Here is a 21,438-nt window from a genome sequence, read left to right on the forward strand (position 1 = left end):
CAAAGGTGCTGCAACTGAAGTTTTGAGACAAGGCACTGTATCGGGAAAGGCCTTTGCTAGGGATTTTCTTGCATTGCCTTTGTCCTGAAAACGGTATTCCTATGCACTGCCTAAGCATTGGTAGCCGGTACTGCCGGCTGTACATCGATGGCATCACTGGCTGTCGACGGTGCCACGTCTGGCTGCCAGGGCAAGGCATTCCATGGATGGCTGTCACTTTGCAGCCATTGCGATACATCGGCCTGACTAAATTCGACTCCCAGTATGTCTGAGCGGCCCAATGCCACCCATTGCTGGCGGCCTCGGGCATAAGCATTGCCAAATTCCAGCCATCCGCCAAAGCAGTCCCGAGCACGGCGGGCATTCAGGCGCAAGATATCTTCGTGCAATCCTTTGGGCACCCAGCCCATCATGTGGGCACAGCGCACAAAAAAAGCAACGCGTGCGCATGCAAATGCCATCGAAGCACGAGGATCGTCACTGGAGTGGGGTTGTTGCAAATCCAGTTTGAACCAGCGTTGGCGCAATTGATCGGGAAATTGTTTCTGGATTTGCACATCGTCCAGATCGGTACGCAGACCCAGGTGATGCAGCAACATGGGGCGTAGCTGTTGCGCAAGATGGTCATCGGGCGGCATTACTTGCTCGTCGGCAATTCCACCGTGCACGCAGTGAAAGGCCAGGGGATGCGCCAGCGCCAGGGCAATGTTGAGTTCTTCGCTGCCAGCACGGTAGTTGTTGACATGACCTTCGCTGCGCATGCGTTGGGCACGTCCCAAAGCTTTGTGAATCAGCCATACCAGTAGCAGGAACAGACCCCATAGGCCCCACCAGCCCGCTAGCCAGAAGGCCAGTGCCGCCAGGCATCCGAAGATCAGCAGTGGAGGAAGCAGCAGCTTCATGCCAGTCCTCCTTGAGTGTTGTTGGCAGCGTTACGTTGGCGAGTCAGAGTCAGGGTGTCTTGCAACGCGGGTGTGATGTCCATTTTCTCCAACGTCTTGGCAGACAAGCCATCGTTCCTGGCCAGCGCCATCCATTGCGCCAGAGGGCGCAGCGTTGGCAGTTGGTTGATCAGTTCAGGATGTTGCTGCATTAGCCATAGCTGCTCGTCATCTTGCTGCAACTCTGCAATCGATTTCCAGGGGGATGCGCTAATGGTCAGCAAATGCGTGGGCAGGCGTACCAAACCCATGGCGAGGGCGTCATCTGGCAAGCTGTCGTCCAGCGGTAGATGGTTGAGCAGATGCAGTACATCAGCCTGATAACGTGCGATGGGAGGGCGATTTTGTTTGCCTTTGATCTGTTCAACCGCTAACAGGCCATTAGGTTGCACAAAAGCATTGATGGTGATGCGTGGGTGGTTGTTGCCTGTGCGAAAGCTGAACAAGCGCATCTGGCCCTTTTGGCAGGCTGTGGCATATCGTTCACCGTAACCCCCACGCAAGTTCTTGCGGTTTTCAAACTGACCAACGCAGTGCCCCATCTCCTGGCTTTCATAAGCCATTTCTTCGCGCAGTTGCGGGCTTGCGGACAGAAACTCCACAAATGTTCCGTTCGGGGTGCGCAGCATGCCCTGGACGGCTTCGGGCTGGTGGTCGTAGTGACCTGCTGCTTTGCGCTTTTCAAATGCCAGGTGTTCCAGCGTCCAGCGTGCAAGTGCCTGAGGGGCATTGATACGTTGCAGCTTGCCTTCCAGGGAAGTCCCTGCGCGGCTGGATAGAAACTCGACCAAGCGCGTTTCGAGCAGCAGTACTGCGCGGCTATCTGGATCGATCCACCACAGAGAGGCAGGTTCGTCATGGACAGGAGGCATCACTGGCAGCCTCTTGAGTGCCCAAGCAGGTGTGTTCTGCGGCATCAAGCGCTGCAAGTCGCTCTGGCTGCGTAATGCTTGTACTGCAGGTGCTTCGGCCTGCAGATTGCCAATGATGTGCCGGTAAAAGTGGTTGCCCAGCCATGCCGCAATTTCAGCACTATCACCGCGTACGATGCTACGAGCCTGGATGCGCGCCTTGATGTCCGGCGCATTCACCACGTCTCTGGCTTGGTAACTGAGTGCAGGCGTGCCAGAACTAACGGCTGCTTTCACCACAGTTTCCACCAAGGCTTGCTGTTGGTTGCAGGTGCGGAAAGTGCTTCCTCGCAGCGTTGCAGGTCTTCGGTTGCACGCTCGGCTTCAAAGTCATCATTGGCCTCTGGAATCAGGCTGACCGCTGTCTGCAAAAAAGGCAAGGCTTGTGAATTTTGGTCACAGCCCATCAATACCCGGCCCATGCGGCGCTGCAGAGCGATATTGCGCAGGGAGCGCACTTCCTGCATCAAGGCTGGCAAGCGCGGGGCAACCAATTGGGCGTGTGTGTTGGTAAAGAAGTCCAGCATGATCAGCAGGCATTCGAGATAGGCTTGGCGGTCCTCGGGATCGTCCTCATCGGCGTTTTCCTGCCACCACAATTCAAGGCGTTCCAGCCAGATGCTGATTTCTGCAGGACGGTCCAGGTGGTAGAGTGCCTCGGCCACCCAATTGAAGTACTTGTAGGGGTTGTGGCGGCCATAGCCGTGTTCGCAGGCAAAGTGCCACAGTGCTTCGGCGGTGCTGGCAATACCCGCATAGTCGTCCGGCATGATGTAGCACCACAGCAGACCATGCAGATGCTCGGCAAAAGGGCTGGTGGCCAGACCTTGCTGGTGAAGCTCAATGGCTGGTGGGTAGTTGTCACTGTGGCGCAGTTTGATGGCCAGGTTGTTGCACAGCATCGAGTAGACGTGGATGTCCGCATCCTTGAAACTGCCGTGGCCGGTTTGCCAGAAATGCTCGAAATGTGCAAGGCCCTGTTCATAGTAGTGCTGCACCAACGGCTGACGCAATTCGTGTGCGGGCAGATTTTTTTTGCCACCCATATAGGGTTTCATGTCATCGTCGTCATCCAGCGCCACGCCCATGGCATAGCTCCACTGGCCAGAGGGGGCTGTGGGAATAGGCATTTGCAGTGCCGCTTCGCCGTGTATATGAAAGCGTGCAGCCCACAGCATCAGCACCACTTCGGAATTGCACAACTGGGGGCATTGGGCGCAACCTTGCTCCAGCAGTGGTAATGCCTTGTCCCACTGCTTGCGAGTGCGTGCCAGCTCCAGGCCCTTTATCAGCGTGACGATGCTGTCGTTGGGAGATTCTGCCAAAACCATGTCCAGATACTGCTGGGCAGACTTTGGAGGTGCAGGTACGCGCTCTCTGCATTCGCGGTCTATGCAGCACCACGCCAGAATACGTGCCCAGGTCGCACGGTGCGCACTATCGCTTTCAATGCATTCGTGGGCGACTTTCCAGGCCATTTGCAAGCTGGCTGGGCGGCTGTGGAATGCGCTTTCCATGGCAATGGGGGCCAGCTCGTCCAGCATGCCTGCTGCATATAGCCACTCCATCCAGGTGGCAACAAATTCATCGCCTTCATATCCTGAGAGCTCATAGCGTGCCTGTCGCCCAAAAGCAATCGCCTGTTCCATCTGTCCCTGCTGTGCGCAGGCCAGAGCTTGTATGCGGGCGGTATAGATAGCACGGTGCTTTTGCACCGCGAGGTTGGGCCGTGTTGTTTCGGTGCGCTGCAGATGGGCCTGGCTGACAGCCGCCCAATGTGCCACGCTGGCGGGCACGGATTGCTGCAGTGTGTCACCAAGCTGGGCCCAGTCATCAAAGTCAGCATAGGAATCGTTCTTGCTGAACTGAGCCATGCGATCCACTGCAGCGTGTGCATGGGCCAGAGCTGCGTTGGCATCGCCACGTGCTTGTGCCCAAGCTGCTTTGCTCAGCCAGGGTTGTATCAGGGTCGAGAAATCAGCTTCTCCATCGGGATCCAAACGTGCAGCCAGACTTTCAACGGCGGTATCAGCCAATTCATAGGCCTGACAGGCATCTACCAGGGACATCCAGTGGTGGTATGGCGCAGCGAGGTCTTCACCTTCGAGTTGCTGCAGGAAGGGCAATGCAGCGCGAAGTGCCTCTTGGGCTGCTGCACGGTCGTGGCTGGACAAACTCTGCGCACGACTGAGTGCAAGCTGCGCCTGTGTCTGCAGCAGTTCAACGCCCTGGAGGTTCTGCAGAATCTGGCCTTGATGGGTGTCCAGAGTGTGCACCGCCGTAGTGGCTTGGTTTGCATACATCCAGGCGCTGTAAAGACGCTCGAGTTCCTGCCAGGTTTGAGGGGCGAAGGACTGCTGGCCCAGCAACTCGGCCAGCGCATTGGCACGGTCGCTTTGGCTGATGCTGGCAGAGTGGCTCTCTGTGAACAGCTGATCCAGCGCATTGTCAATATAGGAAAGCAAGGCGTCGCCTTGTAGCGGAGCGTGAGCCGCTGGATGGTGAGCTGTCTGAGGCATGCAGTCGCAAGAATGTGAAAGCGCAGTCTCTGCAAATTGTGAGCAAAAACGCCTTTGTGATGGGACACTGCGCAAGCTTCTGGTGGAAGCAGCCCAGCGCCAAAATCCTAACGATGAATGAACAGTTTGTGTGAGCGATGTGTCACCAAGTGTGACGTTTGGCTGTTACAAAGCTGACATTCATGAACAGTGGTTCAAGTTGGGCTGATGTGTGCTGAATTTTTAAGGAAGAGTAGGTACTTACCTATGGATGGATCGTTCCAATAGGATCTTTGCAGCAAGGAGGTTGTGAAGTGTGTTCAGACTCACTCAAGCTTCGCAGAAGCCAAAGCGCACAAGCTCTGGATTTGGAACTGCGAGCGGATTGCAAGGTCGGGTGACTCTTATCCCCGCAACATGTGGAAGCACTTGTGGAAAACTTTGAGTAAAACTCGTACAGGCCGCGCCATATGGTGCTTTGCATGGATTGCACAAAAAATGAACGATCCATTGCAAACTGCTCTTTCAAGGGTTTTTACCAATACGTGAGCGCATTTTTATTGATGTGAAAAAGCCCGCCACCTTGTTGGTAAGCGGGCTCTTTTTCAGGTGCTTCATGGCACTTCAGGCCGTTGGCTTGGGGACTGGGCGCGTACGGTAGAACTGCATGGGAAATTCTTTCATTTCCTTGTGGTGCTGGTTGATCACAGACTTCTTCATCTTGCCCACCACGTGCATTTCACAGGGTTTGCAGTCAAAGCGCAGGGTCAGCTTTTCCTTGCCATTGATGAGCTGCAGCGGTTCGGCCTTGATGGTGCCCTTGACGCCAATCACGCCTTTGGCCTGCTTGGGGCACAGGCTCATGGAAAAGCGTACGCAGTGCTTGGTGATCATCAGCGAGACTTCGCCTTCCTCCTCCTTGCTCTCATAAGCTGCATCAATCACTTTTACGCCGTGCTTGACATAGAAGTCATGCGCTTTATGGTTGTAGACGTTGGCCAGGTAGGTGAGTGTTTCCTCAGGAAAGGGTACGGGAGGCTCCACGGGAGTGGCGCGCGGCAGACGCACAAAGCCAGTGGCTCGGTTTGCCTCCAGTGACTCCAGCGCTTCGCGGCGCAATTGGTTCAAGGCTGAGGCAGGCACGAACCAGGGCTGGCTGATGCTCAGGCTGATATCGTTGACGGTAAAGATCGATGCTCCAAAGCGGCCCAGTTGCTCACGCAGCGTGGTTTCAGCCTTGCTGGCATCGGTTGCTGCTTGGTGCTCTTGCGCAATCTTGGCGTGGCCCACAAAGCCATCTTCGTCAGTCAGCGTCAGTGCAAATCCTTCAGCTACTTCTTTGAACTCTGCCCACAGACCGATGCGGCGATCGCTCGACTTTTTATCGAGCATGCGCACCCAGTTCATGTCGCGGTTGCGGTTGATCTCCAGACCTTTTCGCAAATCCTTGAATCCACCAATCGGATCTTTGGGGAACACACGCCAGATGCCCTTTTTGGCATTCACGCTCTCGGCACGGTTGATGTGCACGCCCACGAGTTCCTTCTGCAGATCGTAGTAGCACAGACCATCGCCATTGTTGAAGATGGCGGTCTTGTCGTTGCTCTCGAACTCAAACCACTTGTCACCCACCTGTGTCACCCATCCCACGGCCCGGCCTGGGGTCTTGGGGGTGTCGAAAGCGCCGATGTCTTGTTTGCGGCCGTTGACGAAATAGTCGGTGAACTCACGGTTGAAATTCTGGTCCGGGTCTGGGTTGAAGGTGAACGTGGTGGTGCCGGAAGACGAGCGCGCCAGCGGGTAGTCGGAGTATTCGCGCTCTTCAATGATGCCATCAAGCAGCTTGCGGTAGTGGGCCGTGATGTTCTTCACATAGGCCATATCTTTGTAGCGGCCTTCGATCTTGAAGCTGCGCACACCGGCGTCGATCAGCGCACGCAGATTCTCGGACTGGTTGTTGTCCTTCATCGACAACACGTGCTTTTCATGCGCAATGATGCGGCCACTCTGATCCAGCACTTCGTAGGGCAGGCGGCAGGCCTGGTTGCAGTCACCGCGGTTGGCGCTGCGTCCGGTGTGCGCATGGCTGATGAAACATTGTCCCGAATACGCCACGCACAGCGCACCGTGAATGAAGTATTCGATGGTGGTACCGGCATCAAGCACATCGTGCACGGCTTTGATCTGCTTGAGGTCAAGCTCCCGGGCCAGCACGATTTGCGAAAGACCGCTGTCCTGCAGGAACTTGGCTTTCTCGGGTGTGCGAATATCGTTCTGGGTGGAGGCATGCAGCTGGATGGGGGGCAGGTCGATTTCGAGCAAACCCATGTCCTGGATGATCAGCGCATCGGCACCAATGTTGTACATATCCCAGGCCATTTTGCGTGCGCCTTCGAGTTCATCGTCGCGCAAAATGGTGTTGAGCGTGATGAATATGCGGCTGCCAAAACGGTGGGCATGCTTGACCAGGCGCTCCAGATCGCGCGTCTCGTTACCTGCCGTGGCACGTGCCCCAAAGCCGGGGCCGCCGATATAGACGGCGTCCGCACCATGGTTCACCGCCTCGATACCGATGTCGGCGTTGCGGGCAGGAGATAAAAGTTCGAGTTGGTGGGGCAGGAGAGACATAGGGGACGAATTATCCCTGCGCTGCGCATTTTGTGGGAGGCACAGGGCCAATAAACCGCCGTGACGGCATGTGAGTGAATGCGTTCCATGTATTGCGTCACCCAGCCGATGTGGCGAGCAGGGGGCCTAAGCAGCTGTGCTTTCTTGCGACCAGGCAAACACAGGGGGCTGGCGCTGTGCAATGCGGGTATTGCGTGCTTGAAGCAATGGATCAAGCGTTTCGGGCTGCGGGATGATCCAGTACGCGCCCTCGGCGATGGCATCGAAGACACGGTGCGCGAAAGTCGCACTGTCCAACCCGTGGGCATCAAGCATGTTGCGCATCTGCTGGTGGAAGTCTTGGGAGGCATCCATGGGCGCCTCGTTGAAGATGCCCGTTTTGACTGGTCCTGGGGCCAACAAAGAGACCTGTATGGCCGAGTTCAGTGCCGCCAGCTCTCCGGACAATGCCTCGGTCAGTGCCACCACGGCAAATTTGGTGGCGGAGTAAGGCGCCATCAGCGGGCTGGGGAGAAAACCACCGACCGAACTGGTGTTGATGATGCGTGCGGCGCGGTTGGCTTGTAGCAGGCGTGGCACAAACGCACGCAGCCCATGAATGATGCCGTTGACATTGACCTGCCAGGCCTGTTGCCACTTGTCGTCACAGATCTCCCAACTGCGGCCAGTGGACAGGACGCCCGCATTGTTGAACAGCATGTCGACTTGACCAAAGCGCCTATAAGTTTGCTCGGCCAGATTTTCCATTGAAGCGGCCTGTGTCACATCGGTGGGGACTGCGAGCGCGTGTTCGCCCAGCTCCTGCGCGATGTGATTGAGGCTTTGCGCATCGCGGTCAGCGAGCACCACATGCATACCTCGGGCAATGGCCTCGCGTGCCAGCCCGGCCCCTATGCCGCTGGCGGCTCCAGTAATGACTGCAACGTTCATGAAAATCCTTGTGGAGTGTGCTATGGAAAAAACGATAAATATCTGCCTGTCATATCCATTTCATGCAATTTTTCAATCAAGCAAGAGATTTTGAATAGTCCATATGAATTAATTGAAAACCATGGTTGACCTAAAAATAGGAGGGGCACAGTAATATGTTCTGAAACAAGGGTAAATACCAGAGACTGTGAATAAGGAGTGACTTTGTAAAGAGGGGAATTCATAAATAATAAAAAAACCATTTCTTATAAAAATGCAAAAGGATCTTGAGTGTATGAATGAATTCATCTGAGGGCCTTATCCCATGCAGTTATTAAGTGGTTTGCAAAACAAGGTGGTATTGATCACTGGCGGTGCTTCAGGCATTGGCCGAGCCTGTGCAGCGTCTGTTGTAGCCTGCGGTGGCCTGGCTGTGTGCGCTGACATGCAGGAAGGAGAGCCCTTGCCGACTTGTTGTGTCTTTGAGCGCCTGGATGTCACCAACTGGGAGATGACGCAGTCAGTGGTTGCACGGGTGTTGCAGCAGTACGGACGGATTGATGGACTGGTGACGTCCGCCGGGATTTCGGCTGTAGGTTATTTGCAGCAGATGGACTTGATGCAGTGGCAGCGGGTGCTAACTGTCAACCTTACGGGCAGCATGCTGAGCATGCGCGCTGTGGCAGCGCATATGCAGCAACGAGGGCAAGGTTCCATGGTGGCAATTGCCAGCATGAATGGCATGTTGGGCAATCCGAGCAATGTGGCGTATTGCACGTCCAAGGCGGGAGTCATTCAACTGGTGCGCAGCGTTGCGGCCGATGTGGGGCGTTACGGCGTGCGCGTAAACAGCATCAGCCCCGGTCTGATACGCACCCCAATGACGGCCATGCTGGATGCCATGCCAGCGCGTTCGGCTTTTGAAAAGCAGCATTTGCTGGGCCGCTGCGGCGAGGCGCGGGAAGTTGGAGACGTTGCGGCTTTTCTATTATCAGATTTGGCATCTTTTATCACCGGTGTCAATTTGCCCGTGGATGGCGGATTTACTGCAGCCAAAGTTATTGAATTATTTTGAGGAGAAACCATGATATACGATGCACTGGTGATTGGCTGTGGCATGTCCGGAATTTTGAGTGGCATCCATTTGAAGAATGCTGGAAAGAAGTTCTTGATTGTGGAGAAAGCCCATACCTTGGGTGGGACATGGCGCGATAATAAATATCCTGGCTTGACCTGCGATGTTCCATCCCATGCCTATACCTATTCTTTTGAACCCAATCCTGAATGGACACGTGCATTACCACCTGGTAGTGAAATTCAGCAGTATTTTGAGCAGGTTTTTGATAAATACGGCTTGGTGCATGAGACACGTTTTTACTGTGAGGTGACTCAGGCTGATTGGTGCGATGATCATTGGTTGCTTCACGATCAATCCGGGAAGCAATATCGTGCGAGGGTCGTGATTGCCGCCACTGGGGTGTTGCACCATCCGCACTACGCGCAGATTGAAGGTTTGTCCTGCTTCAAGGGAGCCGTACTGCACAGTGCGCGCTGGGACCATTCGGTGACGCTGGATGGAAAAAAAATTGCCATCATCGGCAATGGTTCAACCGGTGTTCAAATGGTTTCGGCTTTGGCAGAGCGTAGCCATGTACGGCATTTTCAGCGAACACCGCAATGGATATTTCCGGTACAAAACCCTGAATTCACGCCTGAGCAAAGAGCACAGTTTCGCAGTGACCGAGATTTGCTGCTGTATCTGCAGCGTGAGCCCACCTATCTGGCCAATGTGGAGCGCTTTACCCAAGGCGTGCTGGATCCGAACTCTGAGCAAATCAAAGAGATTCAGAAAATCTGCCAGGACAATCTGGACCAATCTGTGGCAGACCCTGTCCTTCGCGACAAACTGCAGCCCCAATACCGAGCAGGCTGTAAGCGCCTGATTTATTCACCCGATTATTACCGCGCTATTCAGCACCCCAATTCGCAGCTGATCACCGAAGGTATAGCGCATGTGGAGGATCGGGGCATACGCACCATCGATGGTGCGCTGCACCCCGTGGACGTGATTGTGCTGGCCACCGGATTCAAAACTGATCGCTATGTACGGCCCATGGCGGTGACCGGGTTGAAAAGTCAAACGCTGGAGCAGGCATGGAGCGATGTGCCTACTGCCTACCAGTCAATATCGGTGCCAGGTTTTCCCAATTTCTTCTTTTTGAATGGTCCGACCTCGCCGGTCGGCAACTTTTCATTGATCGACACCACGGAAATGCAATGGGGCTATGTCAGCCAGCTCATGGACAAGCTGACAGACCCTGTGGTTGTCGGTGTGTCGGCCAGGCAAGAGGCACTGGATGCCTATGACAGAGAACGCACGCAGGCAGCCCAAAACTCGGTGTTTGGCTCGGGCTGCAACAGCTGGTACCTGGATAAAAACGGCATCCCCAATACCTGGCCGTGGTCGCAGTCACGTTTTCGAGAAACGATGCGCGCCCCTGTGTGGGAGGACTATGTGCTGCACATGCGCGAGGCCATTGCCGCGTAGCCGCTGTGATCACAACGCCATAAGGATCAAAGAGATGACACACCAACAAGCGGTTCTTCCCTGCATAGCCAGGGATTTGGCCCAAGTGCTTGAATCCTTTCAAGGCATGGCTGAGATGGAGTTCACGGCGCATGCGCTGCCAGCATTGCGAGCCGCAATGGAGCAGCTTCAGCTGCCTAGCCCCTCTGTGCCTTTGCATGTGGTCGAGGACATGCAGATTCCCCGCACCAGCGGCGGGCATATGCAGGCACGCCTATACCGTTCCACGCCTGATGAGAAGGCGCCCATGATGGTGTTTTTTCATGGAGGAGGCTGGTGCATCGGCTCACTGCAAACCCACGATGGACTGTGTCGCCATCTGGCTTATCTGACGGGAATGAACGTGTGTTCAGTGGCCTATCGCCTAGCTCCGGAACATGTGTTTCCTGCCGCACTCATTGATGCATATGACGCCGTACGGTGGCTGGCAGCACACGCAAGCACTTTGCACTGTGATCCACAGCAACTCATGGTGGCAGGTGACAGCGCTGGCGGAAATCTGGCCATGGCCTGCAGCCTGCGAGCCAAGCACGACGGATGGGCAGGCATTGGCCAGCAATTGCTGCTGTACCCTGTGTGCGATGTGCAGGCAAAGACGGATTCCTATCAGGCGTTTGGCGATATCCCCATGCTCACCTCCAGCAATATGCAGCGCATGTGGCAACTGTATTGCCCGGAAGGCGCGGTGCATTCCTGGGCTTCGGTGGGGTTGGCGCCAGATCTTCAGGGCTTGCCTCCGACGGTGTTGGTTACGGCGGAGCTGGACATCCTGCGCGATGAGGGCGAGGCAATGGCTCAGCGTTTGATGCAGGCCGGAGTGCCCACTACCCATATTCAAGCGCAAGGCATGGTGCACGGTTTTGCCAATTTCAGTGCCATGGTGCCCTCAGTGGAGGCGGTGCTGCGTCAGGCGTGCGCGGCGTTGCTGCCAACGCGCCCATTGCCACCCTAGCGCGGGGGAAAGGCTTGCGACAAGCCGAAGTTGCCTGCGGGATAATGTGCGTCCATGCAGGAAACCGCGATGCCAGAGCCTCTTGAGAACCCACACGACCATTGGATGCGCCATGCCTTGCAGCTTGCGCAGCGTGCTGCTGTGGCCGGGGAGGTACCGGTGGGTGCCGTGGTGGTCAAAGATGGGCAGGTTGTGGGCGAGGGCGCGAATGCGCCTTTGTCTGGCAATGACCCGACAGCCCATGCAGAAGTGCTGGCGCTGCGTGCAGCGGCGCAGAAGCTGGGCAACTACCGTCTGGATGGCTGCACGCTGTATGTCACGCTGGAGCCATGCGTCATGTGCAGCGGTGCCATGCTGCATGCACGTGTGGACACCGTGGTATATGGTGCAACAGAGCCCAAGATAGGGGCGGCGGGCTCCGTGCTCGACGTGTTTGCCTATCCGCAGATCAACCACCAGACGCAGGTAGTGCGTGGCGTAATGGCAGAGGAATGCGCAGCAATTCTGTCCACTTTCTTTCAGCAGCGCCGTGTGCAGCACAAGGCTCTGGCACAGGCCAATCACCCGCTCAAAGATACGGCGCTGCGCAATCCCGACAACGCATTTGCAGACATGGGAGATTGGCCGTATGCGGTGCAGTGGCACCGCGATCTGCCCGCTTTGGCCGGGCTGCGCATGGCCGTGGTGGATGAAGGGCCGCGTAATGCAGCTGTGACCTGGCTGTGCCTGCATGGTGCTGCCAGCTGGGGTTACAGCTTTCGCCATTTGCTGCCGCATTGGTTGCAAGCCGGACACCGTGTGGTCGTGCCGGATCTACCCGGGTTTGGCCGCAGTGACCAGCCCAAGCGCGACAAGGCGCACAGCGCCAGCTGGCATATGGATGTGTTGCAGCAATTGGTGCAGGAGATGGATTTGCGCAATGTGGTGCTGGTGGGGCATGGCGATGGCGCAAGATTGGGCCTGTCTGTCGCGCAGGCCATGGCGCAGCGATTTGTCGGGGGCTGGTTGATGGACGTCTGGCCCGATGCGCAGCCACCAAAGGCTTTGGTGCAATGGTTACAGGCGGCAGCCAACAAACCGCACTGGGACGTGGCACAAGGCATGGAAGAGGCCGGTTGGGCAGGCGCACTGGATGAGACGCAGCGTGCGCTGTTTGCGGCGCCGTTTGTGCAGGCAGGCCACAGGGCTGCATTGAAAGCCTGGCCCAGGGTGCAAGCGCAGTTGCCCGCGCTGCCCGTTGATTTGCTGGCCGACTGGTTGCAGCAAGGGCGCTGTCTGATCAGCCACAGTGCCAACAACCGTCTGCTGCCTGTAGCGCAGTGGCAAACTGCATGGCTGGGCACAGTGCCTGCTTTGATGCAGCACAAGCAGGCCTTGCAACAGACCCCGGTGCCGCCTATGGTTCCCGCGCAAGCTGCTGCCAGTACACGGCAGGCTATGGAATACTTTGCGCCATCAGCCAGGACGATGGCGTCCTAGCACTCTCAGAAAACACTTTACGGAGCATGTCACCTTGCTGTGACATGAAGCGCTTTGGCGACTTCCAAACAGAATAAAGCTGCTGCTGCCACTTCTGCACATGCAGAGGAACATGCACACGATCACGCCCAGCATGAGCAAGGACGCGATGCACATGACCATGCGCACAAGCACCATGACTGCGGGCACACGCATGCACAGGGTGAACATTGCTGCCACGAGCATGGGCACCAGCATGCACATGATGACGCCTGCTGCGGTCACGACCATACCGTTGGCCCCAAGCACATCTACGTGTATTCGCCGTCTGGTGCCGTGCGTGACAAGGCCGCTTTCAAGCGTGCGGTCAAACGGCTGGAAGGCATGGGCCATCAGGTGGAAGTGGATGCCGATGCGCTGAGCAGCCACCAGCGTTTTGCAGGCGACGATGCCACGCGCCTGGCGGCCATTCACCGCGCTGCGGCCAGCGGTGCCGATGTGGCATTGATCTCGCGTGGCGGCTATGGCCTCACGCGCATCTTGCCGGGGATTGACTATGGTGCAGTGGCCAAAAGTATTGAGCAAGGCACCCAGTTTGTGGGCCTTAGCGATTTCACTTCCTTTCAAAATGCCTTGTTGGCGCAGACAGGTGCCGTTAGCTGGGCGGGCCCAGCGCTGGTTGCCGATTTCGGTCAAAAAGACGAAGTGGACGACATCATGCTCGACTGCTTTGAAGATGTGCTTTATGGCTATGGCGAAGGCGCTGGCTGGCGTATGCCCAAGCAGCCTGAGGGGGCTGTGCCTGATGATTTTTATGTCGAAGGTGGTGCCACACTCTGGGGGAGCAATCTGGCTGTATTGACGTCATTGCTGGGTACGCCTTTCTTTCCGCAGGTGCAAGGCGGTATCTTGTTCTTGGAAGACGTGGGCGAGCATCCGTACAAGATCGAACGCATGCTGACGCAGTTGTTGCATGCTGGCGTGCTGGCCAGGCAAAAAGCCATCGTCCTGGGGCAGTTCACAGAATTCAAGCTCACCACGCATGACAAGGGCTTCAAGCTGCAAAGCGTGATTGACTGGTTGCGTACCCAATTGCGTATTCCGGTGCTGCAGGGCCTGCCATACGGGCATGTGGCTACCAAAGTGGTTTTGCCTGTGGGTGCACAGGTGTCACTGTCGGTCGAAGGGCGTGATGCGCTGATTTACTGGGGCCACACCCATTAACTGCGTCATGGCTGCAAGTACTTGTACCGCGAGTACCTGTACCTCTGGTGCTTATCTCTGATAGGTATTCAACACAGAAAAGGCAGATGCATGGGCAAAGCCGCTTTGCAATGGACACAAGACATGCTGGCGCTACTGGGCAAAGAAACCGATGCGGTGCTTGCCGAGCGCTGGGGTACTTCGGCCAAGACAGTGAATCTCAAGCGCAACGCATTGGGGATTGCGGCCTTTGGCATGGTGCAGTGGACCGATGAGATGCTGGCTGCGCTGGGGACCGACAGCGACGCTGAGCTTGCCAAGCGCTGGGGCATGAGCAAGGCCAGTGTGGTGGCAAAGCGTCAGGCGCTGGGCGTACCCTCCATCACCGAAAAGCATGGCGGTGCGTTTGTTTGGACACCTGAAGCTGTGGCAATGCTGGGCACAGCCTCAGATGCCAAGGTGGCTGCACAATTGGGCGTGACGCGTTTGACGGTCTACAACGCACGGGGGCAGCGCCATATTCCGGCTGCTGCACGTGGTAAAGGCGGCCTGCCTGAAAACAGCCACCCAGATAAAGCAGACTGAGGTTTCAGCGGCGACTCGGCCATTGCACACCGTATCTGCTCCAGGATTGGATTGCGCAAGGGCGGTGCAGGGCTCATGAAGTTTCTGGCATTGGTGCTGCCTGCCGCATCTCTGGTGTCTGATGGTGTTTTTGCACATGTGCCAGCACATTGCTCACCAAGGCATTGCGGTGGTTGCGCGGCACAGCAACGGCCATTCCCACACAAAATGCAGAAGGCGTGTCGTTGAGCTGAAGATAGGTGACGCCGGGCATCAGGGCGCGGCAGGCCACACCCGCCACCAGTGCCACACCCACACCTGATGCCACCAGGCTCAATATGGTGTGTACCTGCATGGCTTCTTGCTCCACCTTGGGCGAAAAGCCAGACAGCTGGCAGCGCGTGTACGCCAGCGCCGCCAGGCTGGGTACGCGTGATTTTGCGTAGAGGATGAAGGGCTCATGGGCTACCTGCGACAGTGCAATGCATCCACCGGGCGAATGTGCCAAAGGACTTTGGCTGGGTACTGCAAGCACAAAGTCATCGCGCTCCAATGCGATGATGTCCACGTCCTGAGAGCTTAGAACAGGGAAACGCAGAAAACCGATGTCCAGTTGCTGCGTCTGAATGCCATCCAGAATTTCCAGCGAGGTCATTTCACGCAGGTCCAGCTTCAGCTTGGGAAAGGCTTGTCGTAGTTGGGGAATCAGTTGCGGCAGCAACTGGTAGGTGGCAGTGCCAATAAAGCCCATACGCAGCAGTCCCTCCAGACCACGCATGGCTTCCTGGGCTTTGAGCTTGCATTGCTCTGCATGGAAGAGTGCAGAGCGTGCATCGCCCTCAATGGCTTTGGCCATGGGCGTAGGGATTAACCCGCTGTTGTGGCGTTCAAACAGTTTGCCGCCTAACTCTTCTTCCAGGCGCCTTATGGATACCGACAGCGGTGGCTGCGCCATGTGCAGCAAGGCTGCTGCGCGGTGAAAGTTCCGTGTCTCCATCAGGGTGACCATTTGCTGAAGTTGGCGCAGGTTCATGGTGATATCTAAAAAGTATCAAAAAGTCTTTATTTAATATTGGACGAATCCTAGGCCCGCCTTCTAAATTTGTCTCACCAAGCCCGTCACGCAGAGGACAGGGTGTTCAAAAACATGGAGACAAAGATGACAAATCGCAGAGCCCATCTGGGCTGGTTGGTGGGTGCTGCCTGGCTGGCTGCATCCGTAGTGGCGAGCCCTTTGGCTTGGGCACAGAGCTTTCCGTCCAAACCCATCAAGTTTGTGGTTCCGTTTGGTCCTGGCAGCGGCACAGACACTTCGGCCCGCTACTTTGGCAAGAAGCTGCAAGAGCTGACAGGCCAGCCTGTGGTGGTGGAAAACAAACCAGGAGCCAATGGTTTTCTGGCGGTCAAACAGGTGCTGTCAGCACCTGCTGATGGCTATACCGTTTTTATCGGCAGCAATTCCACTCTTGCGGTCAACGCTGCGTTGTTCAAGCAATTGCCATATGACCCGGTGACCGACTTTGCGCCACTGACCATGATGATGCGATCGCCCGCCATGCTGGCAGTTGCACCGAATGCACCTTATGCCGATCTGAAGGGTCTGATCAGCTACGCCAAGTCCAACCCTGGGAAGGTGAACTTTGGAGCAGGTTCAGCGGGCTATCAGCTGATGGGAGAGTTGCTCAATGACACCGCAAAGATGGAGTCTGTGCACGTTCCGTTCAAAGGCGCTGGAGAGACAATGACGGCACTGGCAGGAGGCACTGTCGATTACGCCTTTGCTGAAGTCACCGCGGTGCAGGAGCTGGCCAGGGGTGGACGCGTCAAGGTGCTGGCAGTGGCATCGGATGTACGTGTGCCTACGGCGCCTGAAGTACCCACAGCCAGCGAAGCCGGTCTACCTGGTTTTGAAGCGTACACCTGGGTGGGTGCCATGGTGAGTGCAAAAACGCCACCAGCTGAAACGGCCAGGTTGGCGGAGCTGTTCACGGCCATATCCAAGACCCAGGAGACCCGTGAGTTTTACGAGCGCATTGGTGCCATTCCGATGACGGGCGGTCCTGCGCAAATGCATGCGTTTCAGAAAAACGAAATTGCGCTTTGGAAGCGCATCGTGCAACAAGCCAAGGTGCCGCAGCAATGAGTCAGCCTGAGCATGTACAGCCAAGCGCTCTTCAGCATGTGAAAGTGCTGGACCTATCGCGTGTTTTGGCTGGACCATGGGCTGCGCAGACGCTGGGAGATTTGGGCGCGGAAGTCATCAAGGTGGAGCGCCCCGTTGTGGGTGATGACACCCGCGCATGGGGGCCGCCTTTTGTGACTGATGCGCAGCAGCAGCCTACGGGAGAGTCTGCCTACTATATGTGCACCAACCGCAACAAGCAGTCGGTTACGGTGGATTTCACCCGCCCTGAAGGCCAGCAACTGGTGTGCCAGCTGGCCCAGCAGTGCGATGTGTTGATCGAGAATTTCAAGACTGGTGGTCTGGCCCAATATGGGCTGGATTACGACAGCTTGCATGCGCTGAATCCGCGTCTGGTGTATTGCTCGGTCACCGGGTTTGGGCAGAACGGCCCATATGCGCAGCGTGCTGGTTATGACTTTCTGATTCAGGGCATGGGCGGCCTGATGAGTGTGACCGGGCAGGCGGATGGCACGCCAGGCGAAGGTCCCATGAAAGTGGGTGTGGCGCTGACCGACATTCTGACGGGCCTGTATGCCAGTACAGCCATCCTGGCTGCCTTGCAGGTACGCGAGCACACAGGGCGAGGTCAGCATATTGATCTGGCTCTGCTCGATGTGGGCGTGGCTTGTCTGGCCAATCAAAGCATGAACTATCTGTATGGGCGCCAAGTGCCCGAGCGCATGGGCAATGCGCATCCGAATACGGTGCCGTACCAGGATTTTCCGACCCAGGATGGTCACATGATTTTGGCGGTGGGCAACGATGCGCAGTTCGCCCGCTTTTGCCAAGCCATTGGTGAGCCTGAGTGGGCACAAGATGCGCGTTTTGCGCGCAATGCGGAACGATTGGCGCATCGTGATGACTTGATTGCACGTATTCGCGCAGTGACAGTCACGCGCAGTACGCGAGACTGGATTGCCTTGCTGGAGCAGCACGCTGTGCCATGCGGTCCGATCAACACGGTGCGGGATGTATTTGCCGATCCACAGGTGCGGGCGCGAGGAATGGAAATTCGCATGCCACATCCGCAGGCTGGCGATGTACCTTTGGTGGCCAGCCCGATTCGTCTGTCCGACACACCGGTAACTTATCGCCATGCGCCACCGCAGCTGGGGCAACACACGGATGCGGTGCTTGGCCGCATTCTGGGTCTGAGCGCAGAGACATTGCAGATTTACAGAGCACAAGGAGTTTTGGGATGAGCACGCTGGATTCATTGGCATTGACGCGCATACCCGCAGAGGATGAGGCGCTGCGCACCGAGGTGCGTGCTTTTTTGCGCGAAGCCACGCAGGCTATGCCTGCCCACATTCGTGCGCGTTCATGGGGAGGCTACAACACCGAATTTAGCCGCCAGCTGGGAGCCAAAGGCTGGATTGGTGTGACCTTGCCCAAGGCATATGGAGGCGGTGGGCGCAGCGCGTTTACACGCTATGTTCTGGTGGAGGAGTTTCTGAATTTTGGTGCACCGGTGGGCTCGCACTGGATTGCCGACCGCCAGAGTGCACCACTGATTTTGAAATACGGCACTGAGGCGCAAAAGCAGTTCTACATTCCCAAAGTCTGCAAAGGTGAAGCCTTTTTTTGTATTGGCATGAGTGAGCCCAATTCCGGCTCGGACCTGGCCAGCGTGAAGACCCGTGCCGTGCCTAATGCGCAGGGGTGGCTGCTCAACGGGCAGAAAATCTGGACCACCAATGCCCATCATTGTCAGTACATGATTGCCCTGGTTCGAACCTCTGGCACCGCAGAGGACCGCCACAAAGGACTGTCTCAGGTGATTGTGGATTTGTCGCTGCCAGGTGTGACGGTTCGCCCCATTGAAGACCTTTCGGGCGATAGCCACTTCTGTGAAGTCTTTTTCGACAACGTGCAACTGGGCACTGATGCCTTGATTGGTGCCGAAGGCCAGGGCTGGGAGCAGGTGACCGCCGAGCTGGCATTTGAGCGCAGCGGGCCGGAGCGCTTGTTCTCGTCGATTGTGCTTTTTGACCAGTGGTTGCAGTACGTGCGCACACCCGCGGGGAAGACGGAATCTGCCCAGCGACTGGCAGGCAAGGTACTGATCCAGCTGGCTCCCTTGCGTGCCATGTCGGTGGCTGTGCAGCAAAAGCTGGTGCAGGGCGGAAGCCCGATTGTGGAAGCCGCGCTGGTCAAAGAGCTGGGCACGACGCTGGAGCAAATGATTCCAGCGGCCATCGCTGAAGACTTGTTTGCGCGCGAGACTGAAGACGTGCCGGTGGAGCTGCTGATGACACTGAAATACATCACAGAGGCTTCGCCCTCGTTCTCTTTGCGTGGTGGCACGCGCGACATCCTGCGCGGAATGATTGCCCGTGGCCTGGGCTTGCGCTGAAAAAGGAGATACAGCAATGCATATGAATGACAACGATCTCTTTGCCGATGCCGCCCGTGAAGTTCTGGCAGAGCAATGTACGCCTGCGGTGGTGCGTGCCATCGAGGAGGGAGGGCGCAACTCGGCTGTCACGCTTGCTCTGTGGGAGCATCTGGAGGCTACCGGCCTGGCAGACGCCTTGTTGAGCGAAGACGATGGCGGTGCTGGCTTGAACTTGAGCCAGGTATTTGGCGTGCTGGAACAATGTGGAGCCCACGCCTTGCCATTACCGCTGGCCGAAACGCTGCTTGCCCGGGCATTGATGGTGCATGCAGGGGCGCCGCGTGTGCCTGGCAGCATTGCCCTGGCGCAAGCTCAGGTGCAGCCAGATGGCAGCTGGCATTGCGCACTGGTGCGCAACGGTGCAATGGCACAAGCAGTGCTGGCACAGGCGGGTAGTGCATGGCGCTTGCTCAGGACGGCGCAGGCACACAGCACACCACAGGCCAGTGCCCTGGATGCCACGCTGACATGGACTGCTGCTCAGGTGGAGACTTCGTCCGTGGTCGCCATGAATGCAGCGCTGCAAGTGCGCACTTTGCAGGCTGCGGTGGTGGCAGCGCAAATGGCTGGTGCATTGAATCAGGTGTTTCTGCGCACCTTGCAATATGCCAACGAGCGTCAGCAATTTGGTAGGCCCATTGGCAAGTTTCAGGCCATTCAACACCAGTTGGCAGTGATGAGCGAGCATGTGTTTGCTGCACGCATGGCTGCGCAGCTAGGGTGCTGCGGTGAGGGGGTTGTGCCCGACCGTTTGCGTGTGGCCACGGCCAAGGCACGTTGCAGCGAGGCCGCCTTGGTGGTGTCCGAGCTGGCGCATTCCATTCACGGAGCGATTGGTTTCACCGAGGAGTACGACCTGCAGCTATTCACGCGCCGCCTGCATGCATGGCGGCAAACAGCGGGTAGTGAAGCCTACTGGTACGGTGTGGCCGGTGAGGCCTTGCTGGCGCATGATGGGATGACGCTGGACGTGGTGCGTCGCATCACCGACGTGCAAACCCTGCAGTGAAAATGATGAAGATGAAAGCTGCTGCAAGCAAAGCACTCACTGTTTTCATCCATCAAGACAGCTCATGCATGACGTATGGCGCATGAGACAAACCAAGGAGACATTGACCATGGCATTTTTGAATATTGAGCGCGACGGCGGCATCTTGACCGTCACCATGAACCAGCCGGAAACCCGCAATGCCTTGACCGGCAACACCGCCGTTGAGGAGTTTGTGCAACTGTGTGACGAGGTTCGCAAGGACACTTCGGCCAAGGCCATCATCCTGACGGGGGCGGGGCCTATCTTCAGCTCTGGTGGCAATGTCAAAGACATGCAGCGATTTTTTGACGATGCCTTGACGCCCGATCTGATTCGTGAGGAGTACCGTAATGGTATCCAGCGTATTCCCAACGCTTTGTACCAGCTGGATGTGCCCGTCATCTGTGCCATCAATGGCCCGGCGATTGGCGCTGGTCTGGATCTGACTTGCATGTGTGACATACGCATTGCCAGTGAGTCAGCCACCTTCGCGGAAAGCTTTGTGCGCGTGGGCATTGTGCCTGGAGACGGTGGTGCCTGGTTGCTGCCACGCGCAGTGGGTATGGCCAAGGCCTCGGAAATGGCATTCACCGGTGAAGCCATTACGGCGCAAGAGGCGCTGGCTTGCGGTTTGGTGAGTCGTGTGGTGGCTGCAGAAGAGCTGTTGTCCACAGCGAAGGCCTTGGCGCAAAAGATTGCGGCCAATCCCGCTGCAGTCATGCGCATGACCAAGCGTTTGCTGCGTGAAGGTCAGAACAGCAGCTTGGCTTCGCTGCTGGAAATCTCGGCAGGCTACCAGGCGGTTGCACACAAAACCGCTGACCATCGCGAGGCGGTGACGGCTTTTGTAGAAAAGCGCAAACCGCGCTTTGCCTGAGTGCAGCAGGGCGGCGCTCCACAGACTGGCGGATACAAGCTACGGTTGAAGTGGCAGCCTAAACAAGAAAAAAGCTGTTGAAGGTAAAAGCAAAAAACCGCCAAGCATGCGTTTGGTGGTTTTTTCTCGCAAGCGCCATGTTCATCAGGCGGATTGGAATGTGTCTGAGGCATTATTTCCCAGGCAGTCCACAGACAATCTCAAGATCCTTGACATTGCCGGTGTTGGTCTTGGCAAACGGCGCAAAGCGTGCGGTGTCTGCATTGCGGCCATATTGCAGCCACTGATTGGGGCTTC

At 56.8% G+C, this 21,438-nt stretch carries 17 protein-coding genes; 11 read left to right on the plus strand and 6 right to left on the minus strand.

What is annotated here, in order from left to right; genetic code table 11:
* Nucleotides 1-110: 110 nt before the first annotated feature.
* The 5 genes from QEP11_RS13800 to QEP11_RS13820 all read right to left on the minus strand — a co-directional run bounded on the left by QEP11_RS13800 (nucleotide 111) and on the right by QEP11_RS13820 (nucleotide 7,908).
* On the minus strand, nucleotides 111-902 hold the full coding sequence (locus QEP11_RS13800) for a DUF1266 domain-containing protein (RefSeq protein WP_284337218.1): 792 nt from the start codon (nucleotides 900-902) through the stop codon (nucleotides 111-113).
* Nucleotides 899-2,089, minus strand: a complete 1,191-nt coding sequence (locus QEP11_RS13805) for a hypothetical protein (RefSeq protein WP_284337219.1) — start codon at nucleotides 2,087-2,089, stop codon at nucleotides 899-901. Before QEP11_RS13805 ends, QEP11_RS13800 begins: the two co-directional genes overlap by 4 nt.
* Complete coding sequence (locus QEP11_RS13810; protein ID WP_284337220.1) at nucleotides 2,086-4,371, minus strand: hypothetical protein; 2,286 nt, start codon at nucleotides 4,369-4,371, stop codon at nucleotides 2,086-2,088. The genes QEP11_RS13805 and QEP11_RS13810 overlap by 4 nt, the downstream gene beginning before the upstream one ends.
* Nucleotides 4,372-4,974: 603 nt before the next feature.
* Nucleotides 4,975-6,978 carry a peptidase U32 family protein gene (locus tag QEP11_RS13815; RefSeq protein WP_284337221.1) on the minus strand — a complete coding sequence of 668 codons (2,004 nt, stop codon included), beginning with the start codon at nucleotides 6,976-6,978 and terminating at the stop codon, nucleotides 4,975-4,977.
* Between the two features lie 126 nt (nucleotides 6,979-7,104).
* Nucleotides 7,105-7,908, minus strand: coding sequence for an SDR family NAD(P)-dependent oxidoreductase (locus QEP11_RS13820; protein WP_284337222.1), 804 nt, complete (start codon nucleotides 7,906-7,908; stop codon nucleotides 7,105-7,107).
* Between the two features lie 304 nt (nucleotides 7,909-8,212).
* Here QEP11_RS13820 and QEP11_RS13825 point away from each other — a divergent pair, with 304 nt between their 5' ends.
* The 6 genes from QEP11_RS13825 (at nucleotide 8,213) to QEP11_RS13850 (ending at nucleotide 14,672) form a co-directional block, all read left to right on the plus strand.
* Nucleotides 8,213-8,962 carry an SDR family NAD(P)-dependent oxidoreductase gene (locus tag QEP11_RS13825; protein ID WP_284337223.1) on the plus strand — a complete coding sequence of 250 codons (750 nt, stop codon included), beginning with the start codon at nucleotides 8,213-8,215 and terminating at the stop codon, nucleotides 8,960-8,962.
* Between the two features lie 9 nt (nucleotides 8,963-8,971).
* The gene (locus QEP11_RS13830) at nucleotides 8,972-10,435 is read left to right on the plus strand and encodes a flavin-containing monooxygenase (protein ID WP_284337224.1); all 1,464 of its coding nucleotides are present in this window, start codon (nucleotides 8,972-8,974) and stop codon (nucleotides 10,433-10,435) included.
* A 34-nt stretch (nucleotides 10,436-10,469) separates the two neighbouring features.
* On the plus strand, nucleotides 10,470-11,426 hold the full coding sequence (locus QEP11_RS13835; protein ID WP_284337225.1) for an alpha/beta hydrolase: 957 nt from the start codon (nucleotides 10,470-10,472) through the stop codon (nucleotides 11,424-11,426).
* Between the two features lie 69 nt (nucleotides 11,427-11,495).
* The gene (gene tadA, locus QEP11_RS13840; RefSeq protein WP_284337226.1) at nucleotides 11,496-12,905 is read left to right on the plus strand and encodes a tRNA adenosine(34) deaminase TadA; all 1,410 of its coding nucleotides are present in this window, start codon (nucleotides 11,496-11,498) and stop codon (nucleotides 12,903-12,905) included.
* Nucleotides 12,906-12,959: 54 nt separating this feature from the next.
* Nucleotides 12,960-14,108, plus strand: coding sequence for an LD-carboxypeptidase (locus QEP11_RS13845; RefSeq protein ID WP_413788734.1), 1,149 nt, complete (start codon nucleotides 12,960-12,962; stop codon nucleotides 14,106-14,108).
* A 90-nt stretch (nucleotides 14,109-14,198) separates the two neighbouring features.
* A complete protein-coding gene (locus tag QEP11_RS13850; protein ID WP_284337227.1) occupies nucleotides 14,199-14,672 on the plus strand; it encodes a hypothetical protein in 474 nt (157 codons plus the stop codon).
* A gap of 73 nt (nucleotides 14,673-14,745) precedes the next feature.
* On the opposite strand, the gene QEP11_RS13855 is transcribed toward QEP11_RS13850, so the two are convergent.
* Nucleotides 14,746-15,684: a LysR family transcriptional regulator gene (locus tag QEP11_RS13855; RefSeq protein WP_284337228.1), complete on the minus strand. Its 939-nt coding sequence runs from the start codon at nucleotides 15,682-15,684 to the stop codon at nucleotides 14,746-14,748.
* Between the two features lie 126 nt (nucleotides 15,685-15,810).
* On the opposite strand from QEP11_RS13855, the gene QEP11_RS13860 reads away from it, so the two are divergent.
* The 5 genes from QEP11_RS13860 to QEP11_RS13880 all read left to right on the plus strand — a co-directional run bounded on the left by QEP11_RS13860 (nucleotide 15,811) and on the right by QEP11_RS13880 (nucleotide 21,141).
* Nucleotides 15,811-16,794, plus strand: a complete 984-nt coding sequence (locus QEP11_RS13860) for a Bug family tripartite tricarboxylate transporter substrate binding protein (protein WP_284337229.1) — start codon at nucleotides 15,811-15,813, stop codon at nucleotides 16,792-16,794.
* Entirely contained in the window at nucleotides 16,791-18,038 is a 1,248-nt protein-coding gene (locus tag QEP11_RS13865; protein WP_284337230.1) for a CaiB/BaiF CoA transferase family protein, read from the plus strand. The genes QEP11_RS13860 and QEP11_RS13865 overlap by 4 nt, the downstream gene beginning before the upstream one ends.
* Nucleotides 18,035-19,192 carry an acyl-CoA dehydrogenase family protein gene (locus tag QEP11_RS13870; RefSeq protein ID WP_284337231.1) on the plus strand — a complete coding sequence of 386 codons (1,158 nt, stop codon included), beginning with the start codon at nucleotides 18,035-18,037 and terminating at the stop codon, nucleotides 19,190-19,192. Before QEP11_RS13865 ends, QEP11_RS13870 begins: the two co-directional genes overlap by 4 nt.
* Nucleotides 19,193-19,214: 22 nt before the next feature.
* Nucleotides 19,215-20,243, plus strand: coding sequence for an acyl-CoA dehydrogenase family protein (locus QEP11_RS13875; protein WP_284337232.1), 1,029 nt, complete (start codon nucleotides 19,215-19,217; stop codon nucleotides 20,241-20,243).
* A gap of 109 nt (nucleotides 20,244-20,352) precedes the next feature.
* Nucleotides 20,353-21,141, plus strand: a complete 789-nt coding sequence (locus tag QEP11_RS13880; protein ID WP_284337233.1) for a crotonase/enoyl-CoA hydratase family protein — start codon at nucleotides 20,353-20,355, stop codon at nucleotides 21,139-21,141.
* The last annotated feature ends 297 nt before the right edge of the window (nucleotides 21,142-21,438 follow it).

Origin of the sequence: Comamonas halotolerans (genome assembly GCF_030162935.1) — a bacterium.
In the GTDB taxonomy this organism is placed as follows: Bacteria; Pseudomonadota; Gammaproteobacteria; order Burkholderiales; family Burkholderiaceae_C; genus Comamonas; species Comamonas halotolerans.

What these genes read in the sequence shown, in the direction of transcription:
- QEP11_RS13800 (WP_284337218.1), bottom strand. Translation starts at nt 902, where the DNA reads ATGAAGCTGCTGCTTCCTCCACTGCTGATCTTCGGATGCCTGGCGGCA.
- QEP11_RS13810 (WP_284337220.1), bottom strand. Translation starts at nt 4,371, where the DNA reads ATGCCTCAGACAGCTCACCATCCAGCGGCTCACGCTCCGCTACAAGGC.
- QEP11_RS13815 (WP_284337221.1), bottom strand. Translation starts at nt 6,978, where the DNA reads ATGTCTCTCCTGCCCCACCAACTCGAACTTTTATCTCCTGCCCGCAAC.
- QEP11_RS13820 (WP_284337222.1), bottom strand. Translation starts at nt 7,908, where the DNA reads ATGAACGTTGCAGTCATTACTGGAGCCGCCAGCGGCATAGGGGCCGGG.
- QEP11_RS13825 (WP_284337223.1), top strand. Translation starts at nt 8,213, where the DNA reads ATGCAGTTATTAAGTGGTTTGCAAAACAAGGTGGTATTGATCACTGGC.
- QEP11_RS13830 (WP_284337224.1), top strand. Translation starts at nt 8,972, where the DNA reads ATGATATACGATGCACTGGTGATTGGCTGTGGCATGTCCGGAATTTTG.
- QEP11_RS13835 (WP_284337225.1), top strand. Translation starts at nt 10,470, where the DNA reads ATGACACACCAACAAGCGGTTCTTCCCTGCATAGCCAGGGATTTGGCC.
- tadA (WP_284337226.1), top strand. Translation starts at nt 11,496, where the DNA reads ATGCCAGAGCCTCTTGAGAACCCACACGACCATTGGATGCGCCATGCC.
- QEP11_RS13850 (WP_284337227.1), top strand. Translation starts at nt 14,199, where the DNA reads ATGGGCAAAGCCGCTTTGCAATGGACACAAGACATGCTGGCGCTACTG.
- QEP11_RS13855 (WP_284337228.1), bottom strand. Translation starts at nt 15,684, where the DNA reads ATGAACCTGCGCCAACTTCAGCAAATGGTCACCCTGATGGAGACACGG.
- QEP11_RS13860 (WP_284337229.1), top strand. Translation starts at nt 15,811, where the DNA reads ATGACAAATCGCAGAGCCCATCTGGGCTGGTTGGTGGGTGCTGCCTGG.
- QEP11_RS13865 (WP_284337230.1), top strand. Translation starts at nt 16,791, where the DNA reads ATGAGTCAGCCTGAGCATGTACAGCCAAGCGCTCTTCAGCATGTGAAA.
- QEP11_RS13870 (WP_284337231.1), top strand. Translation starts at nt 18,035, where the DNA reads ATGAGCACGCTGGATTCATTGGCATTGACGCGCATACCCGCAGAGGAT.
- QEP11_RS13875 (WP_284337232.1), top strand. Translation starts at nt 19,215, where the DNA reads ATGAATGACAACGATCTCTTTGCCGATGCCGCCCGTGAAGTTCTGGCA.
- QEP11_RS13880 (WP_284337233.1), top strand. Translation starts at nt 20,353, where the DNA reads ATGGCATTTTTGAATATTGAGCGCGACGGCGGCATCTTGACCGTCACC.